Origin of the sequence: Pseudonocardia petroleophila, from assembly GCF_014235185.1 — a bacterium.
Lineage (GTDB): Bacteria > Actinomycetota > Actinomycetes > Mycobacteriales > Pseudonocardiaceae > Pseudonocardia > Pseudonocardia petroleophila.
The window spans coordinates 3,669,589-3,684,399 of record NZ_CP060131.1; the positions used below are offsets into that span (position 1 = coordinate 3,669,589).

At 69.5% G+C, this 14,811-nt stretch carries 13 protein-coding genes; 12 read left to right on the plus strand and 1 reads right to left on the minus strand.

What is annotated here, in order from left to right:
• Positions 1–82: 82 nt before the first annotated feature.
• Genes H6H00_RS18350 through H6H00_RS18360 form a run of 3 tightly spaced genes read left to right on the plus strand, consistent with a single transcriptional unit; the run spans position 83 to position 3,711 of the window.
• A complete protein-coding gene (locus H6H00_RS18350) occupies positions 83–1,582 on the plus strand; it encodes an aldehyde dehydrogenase family protein (RefSeq protein ID WP_185716977.1) in 1,500 nt (499 codons plus the stop codon).
• A 52-nt stretch (positions 1,583–1,634) separates the two neighbouring features.
• Positions 1,635–2,045, plus strand: coding sequence for an SCP2 sterol-binding domain-containing protein (locus H6H00_RS18355; protein WP_185716978.1), 411 nt, complete (start codon positions 1,635–1,637; stop codon positions 2,043–2,045).
• A gap of 34 nt (positions 2,046–2,079) precedes the next feature.
• Positions 2,080–3,711 (plus strand): long-chain fatty acid--CoA ligase, encoded by a 1,632-nt coding sequence (locus tag H6H00_RS18360; RefSeq protein ID WP_185716979.1) that lies wholly within the window; start codon positions 2,080–2,082, stop codon positions 3,709–3,711.
• Positions 3,712–3,804: 93 nt separating this feature from the next.
• Here H6H00_RS18360 and H6H00_RS18365 read toward each other — a convergent pair whose 3' ends face one another.
• A complete protein-coding gene (locus tag H6H00_RS18365) occupies positions 3,805–4,218 on the minus strand; it encodes a hypothetical protein (protein ID WP_185716980.1) in 414 nt (137 codons plus the stop codon).
• Between the two features lie 125 nt (positions 4,219–4,343).
• Here H6H00_RS18365 and H6H00_RS18370 point away from each other — a divergent pair, with 125 nt between their 5' ends.
• From H6H00_RS18370 to H6H00_RS18410, 9 genes are all read left to right on the plus strand, one after another.
• The gene (locus H6H00_RS18370; RefSeq protein ID WP_185716981.1) at positions 4,344–5,510 is read left to right on the plus strand and encodes a sensor histidine kinase; all 1,167 of its coding nucleotides are present in this window, start codon (positions 4,344–4,346) and stop codon (positions 5,508–5,510) included.
• 219 nt (positions 5,511–5,729) lie between these two features.
• On the plus strand, positions 5,730–6,581 hold the full coding sequence (locus H6H00_RS18375) for an MlaE family ABC transporter permease (protein WP_255425245.1): 852 nt from the start codon (positions 5,730–5,732) through the stop codon (positions 6,579–6,581).
• A gap of 13 nt (positions 6,582–6,594) precedes the next feature.
• The gene (locus H6H00_RS18380) at positions 6,595–7,458 is read left to right on the plus strand and encodes an ABC transporter permease (RefSeq protein WP_221775582.1); all 864 of its coding nucleotides are present in this window, start codon (positions 6,595–6,597) and stop codon (positions 7,456–7,458) included.
• 44 nt (positions 7,459–7,502) lie between these two features.
• Positions 7,503–8,339: an ABC transporter ATP-binding protein gene (locus H6H00_RS18385; protein WP_185716982.1), complete on the plus strand. Its 837-nt coding sequence runs from the start codon at positions 7,503–7,505 to the stop codon at positions 8,337–8,339.
• 1 nt (position 8,340) lies between these two features.
• Positions 8,341–9,573, plus strand: a complete 1,233-nt coding sequence (locus tag H6H00_RS18390) for an MlaD family protein (RefSeq protein WP_255425247.1) — start codon at positions 8,341–8,343, stop codon at positions 9,571–9,573.
• Between the two features lie 71 nt (positions 9,574–9,644).
• On the plus strand, positions 9,645–10,940 hold the full coding sequence (locus H6H00_RS18395) for an MlaD family protein (protein WP_255425248.1): 1,296 nt from the start codon (positions 9,645–9,647) through the stop codon (positions 10,938–10,940).
• Complete coding sequence (locus H6H00_RS18400) at positions 10,937–12,235, plus strand: MlaD family protein (protein WP_185716984.1); 1,299 nt, start codon at positions 10,937–10,939, stop codon at positions 12,233–12,235. The genes H6H00_RS18395 and H6H00_RS18400 overlap by 4 nt, the downstream gene beginning before the upstream one ends.
• Complete coding sequence (locus tag H6H00_RS18405) at positions 12,235–13,548, plus strand: MlaD family protein (RefSeq protein ID WP_185716985.1); 1,314 nt, start codon at positions 12,235–12,237, stop codon at positions 13,546–13,548. The genes H6H00_RS18400 and H6H00_RS18405 overlap by 1 nt, the downstream gene beginning before the upstream one ends.
• Entirely contained in the window at positions 13,545–14,807 is a 1,263-nt protein-coding gene (locus H6H00_RS18410) for an MlaD family protein (RefSeq protein WP_185716986.1), read from the plus strand. The genes H6H00_RS18405 and H6H00_RS18410 overlap by 4 nt, the downstream gene beginning before the upstream one ends.
• Positions 14,808–14,811 lie beyond the last annotated feature (4 nt).

A 14,811-nucleotide genomic window follows, 5' to 3' on the forward strand; every position in this document is an offset into this window, starting at 1 on the left:
CGCCCGTCCACGTCACCGTCCGCTTCGTGCACACTCCGTTGCGTTGTAGTCCCGGTCACAGTGCAGTGAGGAGAACCCGACGATGACTTCTGCGGTGTCCGAGGCGATCGACGGCGTCCGTGACGTCCTCTCCCGGGCGGGCGAGAGCATCATCGTCGCGGGCAAGCCGGCCCCGGCCGCAGACGGTCGCCTCATCGAGACCTGCGACCCGGCCACCGGAGAGGTCATCGCATCCATCGCCGCGGGAAGCGCGACCGATGTGGACCGTGCCGTCGCCGCGGCGACCCGGGCCATGGGGCCGTGGGGCGACCTCAGCGCCGCGGCTCGGGCCCGGGTGCTCTACGACATCGCGTCGCTGATCGAGGCACACGCCGAGGAGCTGGCAACCCTCGAGACCCTCGACAACGGCAAGCCACTCACCGAGTCGATGTTCCTCGATGTGGGCATCGCCGCCGAGGTGTGGCGGTACTACGCGGGCTGGTGCACGAAGATCGGTGGGCAGACGCTGCCGGTGTCACCGCCGGTCGGCACCTCTTTCGCCTACACGCGCCGCGAGCCGCTCGGCGTCGTCGGGCTGATCGTGCCGTGGAACTTCCCGCTGCTCATCGCGTCCTGGAAGATGGCTCCCGCGCTGGCGGCCGGCAACACCGTGGTGCTCAAGCCCTCGGAGATGACCTCGCTCAGCGCGCTGAGGCTGGTGGAGCTGGCGAACGAGGCCGGCATTCCCCCCGGCGTGGTCAACCTGGTCACCGGCTACGGTCACGAAGCCGGGCAGGCCCTGATCGAGCACCGGGGCGTCGCGAAGATCTCCTTCACCGGCTCGACCGCGACCGGACAGAAGATCGTCACAGCAAGTGCGGCGAGCCTCAAGAAGCTCACCCTCGAGCTGGGGGGCAAGTCCGCCAACATCGTGTTCCCGGATGCGGATCTGCAGGGCGCCGCCCAGGGCGCGCTCACCGGGATCTTCCTCAATCAGGGCCAGGTGTGCTGCGCCGGTTCACGGCTGTACGTGCACCGCAGTGTGCATGACGAGTTGCTCGGTGAGCTCGAGTCCGCTGCGCGGGAGATCCAGCTCGGGCACGGCCTCGCCGACGGGACCGAGATGGGCCCGCTGATCTCGGCAGCCCAGCGCGAGCGGGTGGAGGGCTACCTGCGCTCCGGCGCCGAGCAGGGAGCCACCCTCGTGTGCGGCGGGCAGCGACCCGAGGGCGACCTCGCGACCGGCAACTTCCTGACCCCCGCGATCTTCAGCGACGTCCGGGACGACATGCGCATCTCCCGTGAGGAGATCTTCGGCCCGGTTCTGTCAGTGCTGCCCTTCGACGACGAGGCCGAGGTGGTCCGCCGGGCCAACGACAGCGAGTTCGGCCTCGCCGCCGGGCTGTGGACCTCGGACGTCACCCGGGCACACCGGGTCGCCCACCAGCTGCAGGCGGGCACGGTGTGGATCAACCAGTACAACATGCTCGACCCGGCGGCCCCGTTCGGCGGCTACAAGGCATCGGGCTACGGCCGCGACCTCGGCGAGGAGTCGCTGCTCGGCTTCACCCAGACCAAGTCGGTGTGGGTCAGCCTCGACTGAGGTCGACCCACATCGCCGACGCACACCGTTCCATCACAGGAGGAGAAAGCACATGGGCGTGTTCACCGACGAGTCCGAGGTCTACACCTACCTCGGCGGCATCTTCGAGCTGGCGACCAAGAAGGACGGGCTGTCCGACAAGCTCGCCGGGTCCGGGGTGGTCCTGCGGATCCACTACACCGACCCCGACTCGACCATCACGGTCGACATGCCGAACAAGGAGGTCGAGACCGGCGGTGGCAGCACCAAGGAGCCCAACGTCGAGCTGTTCATGACCGCCGACACCGGCAACCGGTTCTGGCTCGGCAAGGTCAACCTCTCGGTGGCGATGGCACGCGGCACGGTGCGCGCCAAGGGCCCGGTGCCGAAGCTGCTCAAGCTGATCCCCACGGCCAAGGAGCTCTTCCCGGAGTACGAGAAGATGCTCACCGAAGCCGGTCGCGACGACCTCGTCAACGCTTGATCACCCGCGTACCCGTCGAGATCGGAGTGCCACCGTGCTGAGCACGATGCAGAACATGCCTCTCACCGTCGGATCCGTGCTGCGGCACGCGTCCACCGTGCACGGTGGACGCGAGACGATCACCGCCGTCACGCCGGGATCGACCCGGCGGACCAGCTACGCCGAGCTCGGCGAGCGGGCGGCGCGGCTGGCGAACGCGCTGCGCGGGTTCGGTGTCACCGGTGACCAGCGGGTGGCCACGTTCCAGTGGAGCAACCAGGAGCATCTCGACGGGTACGCGGCCATCCCCTCGATGGGCGCGGTGCTGCACACGCTCAACCTGAGGCTGCCCCCACACCAGCTGTCCTACATCGCCAACCACGCCGAGGACGGCGTGCTGATCGTCGACGACACGCTGGTCCCGCTGCTGGCCCGCGCGCTGCCCGACATGACGACGGTGCACACGGTGCTGGTCACCGGCGGCGGAGACCTCGCGCGGTTGGAGGGCCACGGCAAGCAGGTGCTGCGCTACGACGAGGTCCTCGCGGCGCAGTCCCCGGTGTTCGACTGGCCCGAGGTGGACGAGAACTCGGCTGCCGCGATGTGCTACACCTCGGGCACCACCGGCAACCCGAAGGGAGTCGTGTACAGCCACCGCTCCATGTGGCTGCACTCCCAGGCGGCGTGCACCACCAACGCGCTGGGCGTCGGCTACGACGACACGATCCTGGCGATCGTCCCGATGTTCCACGCCAACGCCTGGGGCCTGCCGTACGCCGCGATGATGGCCGGCGCCCAACTGCTGCTGCCGGGCCCGTTCCTGCAGGCCGCGCCGCTGGTGGCGATGATCGAGTCGGAGCGGCCCACGATGTCGGGTGCGGTGCCGACGATCTGGAACGACATCCTCAACCACGTCCGGGCGAACCCGGGACATGACCTCAGTTCGCTCAAGTTCGTGGCGTGCGGCGGCTCCGCGGTGCCGCGCTCGCTGATGCAGGCCTTCGACGAGCTCGGGGTCCGGATCGTGCAGGCCTGGGGCATGACCGAGACCTCACCGCTGGCCTCGGTCGCGCTCCCGCCCGCCACCGCGACCCCCGAGGAGGCGATGCAGCTGCGCGGTACGCAGGGCCGCGTCGTCGCCGGGGTCGAGGCGCGCATCGTCGACGACGAGGGCACGCCGCTGCCGCACGACGGCAAGTCGGTGGGGGAGCTCGAGGTCCGAGGGCCCTGGGTCACCGCCTCCTACTACGGGGACGAGGACCCGGAGAAGTTCCACGAGGGCTGGCTGCGCACCGGCGATGTCGGGCTGATCGATCCGGGCCAGTTCATCACCCTGACCGACCGGGCCAAGGACGTGATCAAGTCCGGCGGCGAGTGGATCTCGTCGGTCGAACTGGAGAACGAGCTGATCGGCCATCCGGACGTCATGACGGCTGCAGTGATCGCGGTGCCGGACGAGAAGTGGCAGGAACGCCCACTGGCCGCGGTCGTACGACGACCCGGGTCGACCGTCACGCCCGCCGAGCTGAACGAATTTCTCTCCGACAAGGTCGCGAAATGGTGGCTTCCAGAGCGATGGAGCTTCATCGACGAGGTGCCGCTGACCGGAACCGGGAAGTACGACAAGAAGGTGCTCCGTAAGCGCTACAGCGACGGGGAGCTTTCCGTGGAGAACATTTCCGGCTGAACTGCTGTCGGCCTTGTGCCGACACGATTCTGGCCCCGAGTCGAACAGGGCTCGGGGGCAGAATCGTGCGTCGACCTCGTTCCGCGCCCTGGATCAGCGGGCCCGCTCGCGGCGGCGGCCGGCCAGGTGTCCGGCGACCGCTCCGACGACCACGGCGGCCCCGGCCGCGGAGACGATCTGCGCGAGGTCGAGACCGCCCCCGGCGGGCGGGAACCAGAAGATCAGCGGGAGTACGAGCAGGAAGCTGCCGAGTGCTGCGCAGGCTCCGTGCACAGGGGTGAGTTCCGCATCGCCCACCTGGCTGCCCGCCGCGGCGAAGGCGACCACCGAGACCAGCAGCAGCCAGAACTGGCCCACCACCGGCAGGTAGGCCTGGGCGATCGGGGTCATCAGCCCGCCGAGGAGCAGGACCGACAGACCCGTGGACGCCGCTCTGACGGCCGTCGCTACGTCCACGAGGACGGGGGCTGGACCTCGCGCCGACGCGCCGCCTGCTGAGTTGCTCATCACAGGAAGTCTACAGTGGGTGGTCCCCAGTTCCCGCCGGGCCGGCCACCGGACGGCACCACGGTTCGGAGGAACAGATGGCTCCTCGCCACCCGACCGACGAGCAGGCGCCACCCGATCCGGCCGTGAGCGTCGACCGTGTCGAGCTCGCCCGGCTGTTCCTGTCGGCGACCGAACCGACCGAGGTCCTCGACGCTGTGGCCCGGGCGGTGTGCGCGCGGACCGCGTTCCGACGGTCGGTGATCATGGCTGTCGACCCGGTCCGGGGGGTGGTGCATGGTCGTGCGGGCTTCGGCGTCGACCCCACGAAGGTCGCCGCCTGCGGCGGACCGGTGGGGGACTACCGGGTGATCTCGAAGCTGAGCGGTTCGGCTGTGCCCCTGGTGGTACTCGCCTCCGACGTGGCCGACATGGTGCCTGGACAGTGTCTGCGGCTCTTCGAGGTGCACGGCCCGATCGCCGTCCAGCTGCTGTGCAGCGACCGGCTGGGGCTGCTCGGGGTCGTATTCTGCGATCACGGCACGACGTCGGACTTCCGGCCGAGTGCGGCGGACCTCGCGACGCTCACCGAGCTGTCCGAGGTCGCTGCCTTGGCGTTCCAGCAGGCGCTGCTGCTCCGACGATCGGTCTCGTTGCAGGAGCTGCGCGAGCGGTCCAGGATCGCCGCCGCGCTGCACGACGGGGTCACCCAGCAGCTGTTCGCCGCCACTCTGGAGGTCGAGGAGCTTCGCGCAGGCGGGGCACTGGACGAGCAGGCGACCGTCGGTCTGGAGCGGCTGGCGGACCGTCTCGGTACCGCCTTGCAGCAACTGCGGGTGGCGTTGGTCGAGATCGCCAGCGGGGGAGTGCCCTACGACCGCGGGACGCAGGAAGGCGACCAGGCGGTGGCGACCAGGATCCGCAGCGTGCTCGCCCGGGTCGGGGCCGGTGGCGGGCCGACCCCGGACCTGGACGTGACCGGCGAAGGGCCAGAGCCCGACGCCGTGTCGGCGGACCTGCTCGTCCGGGCGGTGCGGGAGGGTGCGGCGAACGCCGGGCACCACGGGCACGCCACCCAGATCGCGGTGCACCTGCGCCGGGGCGGATCGTGGTGGACCGTGGAGATCGACGATGACGGTTCGGGCGATGCCGTCGATGTTCGGCGGGTTCTGAGCGGGCACAAGAACAACTCGTTCGGCCTTCCGAGTCTGGCGAAGGAATGCGCGCGGGTCGGTGGACGGATCTGGGTGAGTGACGCGCCGCGCCTACACGGCCTGCGACTCGGCGTGGCCGTTCCCTTGAACGCCCGCTGACGGGGGTCGACCGGTCGACCCCCCGATCGGGGGGACTTCATTCCCCCCGGTTGTCGGCGTATCCCCCCCATTCCTCAGCCGTTAGCCAGATAACACGATCGTAAGCTGCATCACGCGGGCGATTTCATCGCACACGTCTGACGGTTGCCACTGTCGACTGCTGCTGCCCTGACGCCGCTCGATGTGACCCAGCTGTGATCGACCAGGAAGGAACCGACCGTGAGTTCGCCGACAGCAGTCCCGATTCCCAAGGACTCGACCAGACGTCTACCCAGGGTGTCCAAACCGCTCAAGGGTCTCGAGGGGCCGCTGGTCCAGGCCGGCGAGATGACGCGGCTCATGTTCCAGGTCCTCTGGATGGCGGTGCGCCACCCGATCGGGTATTGGTCCGAGGTCAAGGACCAGATGTTCGACATCCTGAAGCTCTGCTGGATCCCGATGGCGGTGTCCACAACCGCGTTCGGCCTGGGTGCGCCGGGCCTTCAGGGCGGCAACATCTTCAACCTCTTCGGGATCCCCGAGCGACTCGGATCCTTCTTCGTCATGGCGAGTGTCCGGGAGTTCGCTCCCTGGGTGAACGCCATGGTCGTCGCCGGCGTGGTGGGTACGGCGATCACCGCCGACCTCGGTGCTCGGCGCATCCGCGAGGAGATCGACGCCATGGAGGTCCTCGGCGTCGACCCGATCCGCACCCTCGTGCTGCCGCGGGTGATCGCGCTGTTCATCATGACCGGCCTGCTCGACCTGGTGGCCATCCTGTTCGGCCTGCTCGGTGGCTACATCGCGGCGGTACCCATCCTCGGTGCCAACCCGGCTGCCTTCGCCGACAGCCTCTTCGCCAACCTCTCCGCCACCGACGTGTGGGGCAGCGTGGTCAAGACCGCGCTGTTCGGCCTGATCATCGGCGTCGTCTGCTGCTACAAGGGCCTCAAGGCGAGCGGCGGTCCGATCGGTGTCGGCAGCGCGGTCAACCAGGCGGTCGTCATCGCGTTCGCAGCGATCTGGATCTTCAACATGGTGTTCACGACGATCCTGCTCGGTCTGAACCCCGACATCCAGGTCTACAAGTAGAGGAGCGCATGACATGACCAGCATGATGGATCGTCCCGGTCCCGTCGGCCCGCCTCCCGGTCCTCCGAAGAAGCTCGGCCCGAAAATCACGTTCGGTGAGCAGAAGGTCAAGGAGGCCTTCACCACCGGTGGGCAGATCGCCAAGTTCTCCGGCCGGATCATCCGGGACCTGCCCGACGTGCGGCACTACGCCTCCGAGGTCTTCCGGCAGTCCGGCATCCTCATCCTCTCCAGCGGCCTGATCATCTGGCTGATGATGTTCGTCATCGGCTACCAGTGCGGTCTGGAGGCGAACTACACCCTCAAGCAGATCGGCGCCCCGCTCTACTCGGGCATCTTCTCCGCCTGGTGCGCGATCCGGGAGATGGGTCCCTACATGTGGGGCTACATCCTGGCGGCGAAGGTCGGTTGCGGCCTGGTCGCGGAGCTCGGGTCGATGCGGATCTCCGACGAGATCGACGCCATGGAGGTGATGGGGGTCCGCTCGCGGAGCTACCTCGTGGGCACTCGCATCATCGCCACCTGGATCGCGATGCCGTTCCTCTACGTCGTCGGCCTCGGCATCATGTACATCGCCGAGTACCTGACCGTCGTCATCCAGCTCGGCGGGGTGTCGGCCGGTGGCTACTCGTTCATCTTCTGGCTCTACCAGAACCCTCTCGACTTCGTCTACTCGCTGTCGAAAGTCATGGCGATGGGCACAGTGATCATCTTCGTCGGCTGCTACTACGGCTACAACGCCAGCGGTGGCCCGGTCGGCGTGGGACGAAACACCGCGAAGTCGATGATGCTCAACATGGTTCTGATCCATGTCGTCGGCGTTCTCGGCACCCAGCTGTTCTGGGGTCTGTCCGCGAACGCACCGATCGCCAACTAGTCCATCACGTCGGGGCGCTGTCGCCCCATCCCCGGAGGTCTCCGATGTCCCCCCGAGCCGAACCAGTCGGTGTCCACCCGCCAGCAGGCCGTCACGGCCAGCGCGGGCGGGACGTCGGTGCCGCCGGGCCGGCGCCCATGTCGGTGCGCAACCTGCACAAGGCCTTCGGGTCCTTCAAGATCCTCCGGGGCCTCGACCTGGAGTTCCACGACAACGCGATCACGACGATCCTCGGGCCGTCCGGTACCGGGAAGAGCGTCCTGATCAAGCACCTGGTCGGGCTCCTGGAGCCCGACCAGGGCGAGGTCGTGATCTTCGGCCAGGACATGTGGCGGATCACCGAGCGCGAGCGCTACGAGCTGCGCAAGCGCTTCGGCGTGCTGTTCCAGGACGGCGCCCTGTTCGGGTCGATGAACATGTACGACAACACGGCCTTCCCGCTGCGCAAGCACACCGACATGTCCGAGAGCGACATCCGGGAGATTGTGATGTCGAACCTGGTGGAGGTGGGCCTGGAGGCGGCGGTCGGGAAGTTCCCGAGCGAGGTCTCCGGTGGGATGCGCAAGCGCGCCGGCTTCGCCCGCGCACTGGTGATGAACCCCGACATCGTGCTCTTCGACGAGCCGGACTCCGGTCTCGACCCGGTCCGCACCAGCCTGCTCTGCGACCTGATCCTGAAGATCCACGCGGAGCACGGCGGTTGCTACATGATCGTGACCCACGACATCAGATCGGCGAAGAAGGTCAGTGACTACGTCGGCCTGATCTGGCAGGGCAACGTCGTGCACTACGGCGACGCGGCCGGTGCGTTCTCCTCCGAGGACCCGTTCGTCCGCCAGTTCCTCGCTGGCGAGTCCGCCGGACCCCTGGGGATGGACTGACGTGCAGCGGATCCTCACCGCGATGGTGGCCGCAGTACTCGTACTGGCCACCACCGCAGCCGGAGTCATGTCGTTCAACGGCCCCTACCGGGTCACGGTCATGCTCGACAATGCGGCCAACCTTATCGAGGGCAGCCTGATCAAGGTCAACGGCTTCGACGCCGGGACCATCGAGTCGTTGGACGTGGTGGACGGTCGGGCCCAGCTCTCGCTCGTGCTTGATCGAGAGTACGCCCCGCTGCACGACGGCGCCACCGCAGCCATCGTCTGGAAGGCCCTGCTCGGCGAGCGGTTGGTCAACCTGACCGACGGGCCGGTGGGTAACGCGGAGATCCCCTCCGGCGGGATGCTGATGGGCGAGCAGCCCTCCCCGGTCGAGCTCGACACCGTGCTGGCCGCTCTCGACCCGCCGACCCGGGCGACGCTCAACTCGCTGACCCGAAACCTGGACGAGACGCTGAGCGGCAGCGAGGCCGATCTCAACGCCACGTTGCGCACCGCGGGCCCGGCGATCGGAGCCCTCGGTGACGTGTTGCGCGGCCTCGGAACCGACGGTGAGGCCGTGCGCCAGCTGGTCACCCGGCTCAACGAGACGATGACGATCCTGGCTCGCCGTGATGGCGACGTGTCCCGTGTGGTCGACCAACTCGGTGGCGCGGTCGACCAGATCGTGGCGCAGCGCGAGGCGCTCGGCGAGAGCCTCCGGGAGCTGCCTCCCACGCTCCGGCAGGCCCGCACCACGCTGGACAGCGTGCCCGGCACGGTCGAGGAGGTGACACCGCTGCTCGGAGCCCTCGCACCGGCCACCGCGCGGCTCCCCGGTGTCGCCGCCGACCTGCGGCCCCTGCTCAGCGATCTCCGACCGGCCATCGCCGATCTCCGGCCGACCCTCGACTCCGCGTCGGAGCTGCTGCAGTTCACCCCCGGTCTGCTCGACAGCGGCACCGCGACGGTGCCCGCCATCGAGGAGACCGTCGCCGGGATCACGCCGGCCCTGGCCTTCCTGCGGCCGTACACGCCCGAGCTGGCCGGCTTCCTGACCAACTGGAACTCGGCGAACGCCAACTTCGACCGCAACGGTCACTACGCGCGCATCTACGTCACAGCGGGCGCGGAGAACGTGAACGTCAACCCGGGCGTGCTGCCTCCGGGTACGACCAAGAACCTGGCGCCGCTGCCCGGTGAGCTGGTCGGCCAGCCCTGGACGGACGCTTTCGGAGAGGGAATGCGATGAAGTTCTCGACTCCCCGCGCACTCGCGGTGGGACTTGTCGCCGCGATCGGGGCCACCGGTGCGATGAGTGGCATGGCCACGGAGAACCCGTCGGCCCGGGGCATGATCGTGGTGGCCGAGTTCGACTCGGCCGGCCCGCTGCTCACGCGCAACGAGGTCAAGGTCGACGGTGTGGTGATCGGCGAGGTGCAGGACACGATCATCGACGGCGACCACGCCGACGTGGTGCTCGACCTCGACCCCTCGGCGCTGCCGCTCTACCGGGACGCGACGGCCACCATCCGGCCGATCAGCCTCCTCGGCGAGCGATACGTGGACCTCGAGCGGGGCACACCCGGTACGGCCGAGATGGCCGCCGGGGACGTCATCCCGCGCCACCGGACCGGTACGAACGTCGACCTCGACGAGATCCTCAACACCGTCGACGAACCGACCGGCGAGTCGCTGGCCTTCCTGGTCACCACGCTCGGTGACGGGCTGCGCGACAACGGTGGCAACGTCGATGCCGCGCTGCAGGCGCTGGCCCCGGCGCTGCGCGACACGGAGGGGCTGACGTCCGTCCTGGAGGACCAGAACGTCCTGCTCGGTTCCCTGGTCGACCAGGTCGAGCCGGTGGCCGGGGCGTTGGCCGCCGACGGGGGCGCGTCGCTGGACCAGCTGGTGGCCTCCGCCGACCGGCTGCTGGCGGCGAGCACTCGTCAACAGGAGGCACTCGACCAGACCCTGGCCGAGCTGCCTGGGGCGCTGCGCTCCGCGCGGACCACCCTGGACGAGCTCGCCGGCACCGCCGAGCAGACGACCCCGACGCTGCGCTCGCTGCGCCCGGTCACCGATGACCTCACGGAGATCTCCGGCGAGCTGCGGACCTTCGCCGACTCGCTCGACCCGGCGCTGGCCCAGGCCGACCCGGTGCTGCAGGAGGCCCGCAAGCTCCTGGAGGAGGCCCAGCCGGTCGCGGCCGACCTGCGCACGGCCTCACCCGACCTGCGCACGGCCTCGTCCTCGGCCCGCCCACTGGTCGAGGACCTCACCGCCAACCTCGACAACGTCCTGAACTTCGTCCGCTACTGGGCACTGACCACCAACGGCTACGACGGGATCTCGCACTACTTCCGGGCGCACATCATCGTCAACCAGGACACGGTGACGAACTTCCTGCCGCAGGCCCTGCCCGTCCCGCCGCTGTTCGGCACCCCGCCGCTGATCGGTGGTGAGCAGCCCGGCAGCGACGTACCCGGCACGTCGACCAGCCCCCCGGCCGGTGGCTCGTTGCTGGAAGCGCCCGGCCCGGACGACGACGGTGCCACCGGACTGACCCCTGAACAGGAGAGTGGCATGCTCGGCTCGCTACTGGGAGGCGGCTCGTGAGACTCCTCCAGAAGGCCTTCAACTCCCGCGGTTCGGCCCTGTTCATCGGTATCACGGTCGTGGTCCTGTTCGTCGCCTCCGTGGTGTTCGCATTCTCGGCGCAGTACGGGATCCCCGGCGCGACCGTGACGATGGTCCGGGCCTCGTTCGACGACGTCGGCGCCCTGCGCCGCGGTGACGACGTCCGGATCGCCAGCGCCCGGGTCGGCACGGTCGACTCCATCGAGTACTCCGAGGCACTGGGCGCGGTCGCCGTGCTGAAGCTGGACGGGGACCGCCCTATCTACCGCGACTCCAGCGCGGCGACCGCATCGGTCGGCGCCCGGTCGGCACTGGGCCAGAAGTTCGTCGACCTCGATCCCGGCAGCGAGAGCGCCGGGCCGCTCGGCGAGGACGAGGTCATCCCCAAGCGCGTCACCCGCGGCGCGCAGGAGGTCAGTGACCTGTTCAACGTGTTCGACCAGCCGACCCGCACGGCACTGGGATCGACGCTGCGCGAGCTCGGCGGCGGCCTCGCCGGCCGATCCGACGACCTGGCCGACGCCTTCCGCACCTCCCCCGACCTGCTTCCCGACCTGGGCACGGTGTCCCGGTCGTTGAGTACCGACGACGGCGCCGACCTGGTCGGCCTGCTGCGGTCGGCCGAGACCCTCGCCGGCCGCTTCGAGGGCCGCGAACAGGAAATCGCCTCCCTCATGACGAACCTCAGCACCACGCTCGACGCCGTCGCTGTGGACGACGCCGCGCCGTTCGAGCAGATCCTGCAGAAGGCTCCGGGAACCCTGCGGGACGTGCGTTCCGCGCTGGACACACTCAACGGCCCGCTCGCGGACACCCGGGTGGCGGTCACCGACCTGCGGCCGGGCGCGGAGGCGCTCGGCCTGGCCACCCCGGATGTGCGGGGCGTGCTGCGTGAAGGCGTCGGACCGCTCGACCGGGTGCCGGGCGTCGCCGACGTGGCGGAGCCTGCGCTGGGAGACCTGACCGCCCTGATGTCCGACGCCCGGCCGCTGACCCCCAGGCTGGTGCAGACGCTGCGGGAGGCCGCGCCACTGCTGGCCGATGCCGCTCCGTTCTCCCCGGAGATCTCGCAGTTCTTCACCAACGCGACGAGCGCGCTCAACGACGGTGACGCGGCGGGCCACTGGCTGCGCTTCTTCCCGATCGTGTCGGCGGAATCGGTGTCCGGTGTGCTGCCGGTCGAGGACCCGACGGTCGCCCGCAACGGGGACCCGGAGCCCGGTGAGCTCGAGACCGACCGCCAGCCGCTCCCGCTGCTGGGGGGCCGGAACTGATGACCGCCACCACGTTCCGCAGCCGCCGGACGCTGTCGCCTGCCGGTATCGGCATCCTGGTCACCATCGTCCTGCTTCTTCTGGGTGTGGCGCTGTTCAGCAAGGCGCAGATCCTCACCTGGCTCAGCCCCGGTGACACGATCCGGGCGAACTTCAGCCAGGACTACCGGATGCGCGCCTACCAGACCCCGGTCAAGATCGCCGGGGTGCCGGTCGGCGTGGTCACCGGGGTCGAGCGCGCGGACGACGGCTCAGCGCTGGTCGAGATGAAGCTCGACCCGGGGGAGAAGGATAAACTCGGCTCCGCTCCGAGCGCCGAGATCCGCGCCACCACCCTGCTCGGCGGCAACTACTACCTGGAGCTCTCTCCCGGCGGCGACCGGGGCGAGCTGCAGGGCGACATCCCGATCGACCGCACCGAGGTACCGGTCGAACTGGACCGGGTGGCGGCGGCACTGCAGCCGGATGCCCTCCTCGGGCTGCAGCGCAGCACCGGCTACCTCGACGACACCCTGTCCCAGGGTGGGTCAGAGGCACTGCAGGATCTCGCGCGGACCGCCCCCGACACCCTCGGTCCGGCCGGCGGGGTGCTGCAGGCCGTGCGCGGCACCCGGCCGGAGGTCGATCTGACCGAGCTCGTTCAGGGACTGGAGTCCGCGTCGCGCGCGCTGTCGGAGAACAACGGCCAGCTCGACGACGTCGTCACCGGGTTGGAGGCGCTCTCCGGCGTGCTCGACCGGCGTGGCGGTGACATCGCCGCGTCCCTGCGCAACACGCCCGAGACGCTGCGCATCGCCAACGCCGGCCTGCGCGACCTCGACGGGACACTGGCCGAGCTGCGGGACACGGCGGGACCGGCGCTACCGGTCGTGGAGGAGCTCGACGAGCTGCTCGAAACGGCCGAGCCCGTCCTGGAGGAGGCCCGACCGGTGGTCGCCGACCTGCGCGGCCTGCTCGTGGACGCCCGCCCGCTGGTCGACGATCTCGTCCCGGCCACGCAGGACCTCACCACCGTGCTGGACAACCTGGAGGGCCCCGTGCTCGACCGGGTGAACGGCCCGGTGCTGGACACCATCAACTCCGGCTTCGACGGGACCGGCCCCTACGAGGGCGGTGGCGGCGACAACCCGTTCTACACCGAGCTGGCCTACATGGTCACCAACCTCGACAGCGCCTCGGCCCTCACCGACGAGAACGGTGCGGTCATCGGCTTCAACCCCGGGGTCAACGGCGGCAGCATCGCTGGGCTGCCCGGCGTCAGCGTCGAGCAGCTGTTCGCCAACCTCGCCCAGTTCCAGGAGATCCAGCGATGAGCACCACGCGCCGCTCACAGGGGCGGCTCGCCCGGATGTGGTCCCACGCACGCAGCGAACCGGGTCTGTTCCGCAACATCGTGATCATGGCCGCGCTGATCGTGCTCGGCCTAGGGGTTGGCGGCTACATCCTGAGCCAGCAGCGGTTCAACCCGCCGTGGCAGAACGACCTGGTCTTTGAAGCCACGTTCGAGGCCACGCCGGCGATCAGTCCCGGCAACGGGCAGGAGGTGCGGATCGCCGGCGTGGCTGTCGGCGACATCCGCGAGGCGCGGGTGTCCGACGACGGTGACGCGGTGCTCACCCTCGCGGTGTCGGCCGACTACCCGGTCTTCGACAACGCGCGGGTCGTCCTGCGACCCAAGAGCCCGCTCAACGAGATGTACGTCGAGGTCAGCCCGGGAGGCCCGCCCGGCGTCCCGCTGGAGGACGGCGCGGTGCTGCCCGTCGGGCAGTCCTCGGAGCCGGTGCAGATCGACGAGGTGACCGGCTACCTGGACGACAACGCCCGCTATGCCCTCACCTCCCTGCTGTCGGAGTCCGACACGGCGCTGGTCAACGCGCCCGCCACGCTGCCCGACGGGTTGCGCGGCGCGGACGCGGTGCTCACCGATCTGCAGCCGGTGGTGGCCGAGCTGGACGCGCGCCGAGACAAGATCGCCCGGCTGGTCACCGCGCTGAGCCAGATCTCCTCGGCGTTGGGCCGCGACGACGAGCGGATCTCACGCCTGGCCGCGAGCCTACAGACGACCCTGACCACCGTGGCCGGGCAGAGTGAGCCGTTGGACGACGCGCTCGCCCAGCTGCCGGACCTCGACGCCCAGCTGCGTGCGGCGACGCAGGGCGTGAGCGAGCTGGCCGGTGAGCTCGATCCTGCGCTGGTCAACCTCCGGGAGGCCACCGAGGTGCTGCCCGGGGCGCTCTCCCGCACGAACGACTCCGTCGAGCGGCTGGACACGACTCTGGACACCCTCACCCCGGTGATCGCGGCGGCCCGACCGGTGGTCGGTGACCTGCGGCCCGTGGTGGGCGACCTGAACGCCAGCCTGGACGACCTGGTGCCCATCTCCGAGCGGCTGGAACCGGTCACCGCGGGCCTGGTCCCGTACCTGACCGACCTACAGGCCTTCGTCTACAACACGAACTCGGTGACCAGCCTGCGCGACGCCAACCGGGGGATCCTGCGCGGCCTGCTGCAGGTGTCGCCGACCACGCTCCCGCTTCCGCTCCAGGGTCTCGCGACCCCGACCCCGCGATAGGTGC

What these genes read in the sequence shown, in the direction of transcription:
- H6H00_RS18405 (WP_185716985.1), top strand. Translation starts at nt 12,235, where the DNA reads ATGACCGCCACCACGTTCCGCAGCCGCCGGACGCTGTCGCCTGCCGGT.
- H6H00_RS18395 (WP_255425248.1), top strand. Translation starts at nt 9,645, where the DNA reads ATGGCCACGGAGAACCCGTCGGCCCGGGGCATGATCGTGGTGGCCGAG.
- H6H00_RS18380 (WP_221775582.1), top strand. Translation starts at nt 6,595, where the DNA reads ATGACCAGCATGATGGATCGTCCCGGTCCCGTCGGCCCGCCTCCCGGT.
- H6H00_RS18410 (WP_185716986.1), top strand. Translation starts at nt 13,545, where the DNA reads ATGAGCACCACGCGCCGCTCACAGGGGCGGCTCGCCCGGATGTGGTCC.
- H6H00_RS18385 (WP_185716982.1), top strand. Translation starts at nt 7,503, where the DNA reads ATGTCCCCCCGAGCCGAACCAGTCGGTGTCCACCCGCCAGCAGGCCGT.
- H6H00_RS18355 (WP_185716978.1), top strand. Translation starts at nt 1,635, where the DNA reads ATGGGCGTGTTCACCGACGAGTCCGAGGTCTACACCTACCTCGGCGGC.
- H6H00_RS18365 (WP_185716980.1), bottom strand. Translation starts at nt 4,218, where the DNA reads ATGAGCAACTCAGCAGGCGGCGCGTCGGCGCGAGGTCCAGCCCCCGTC.
- H6H00_RS18350 (WP_185716977.1), top strand. Translation starts at nt 83, where the DNA reads ATGACTTCTGCGGTGTCCGAGGCGATCGACGGCGTCCGTGACGTCCTC.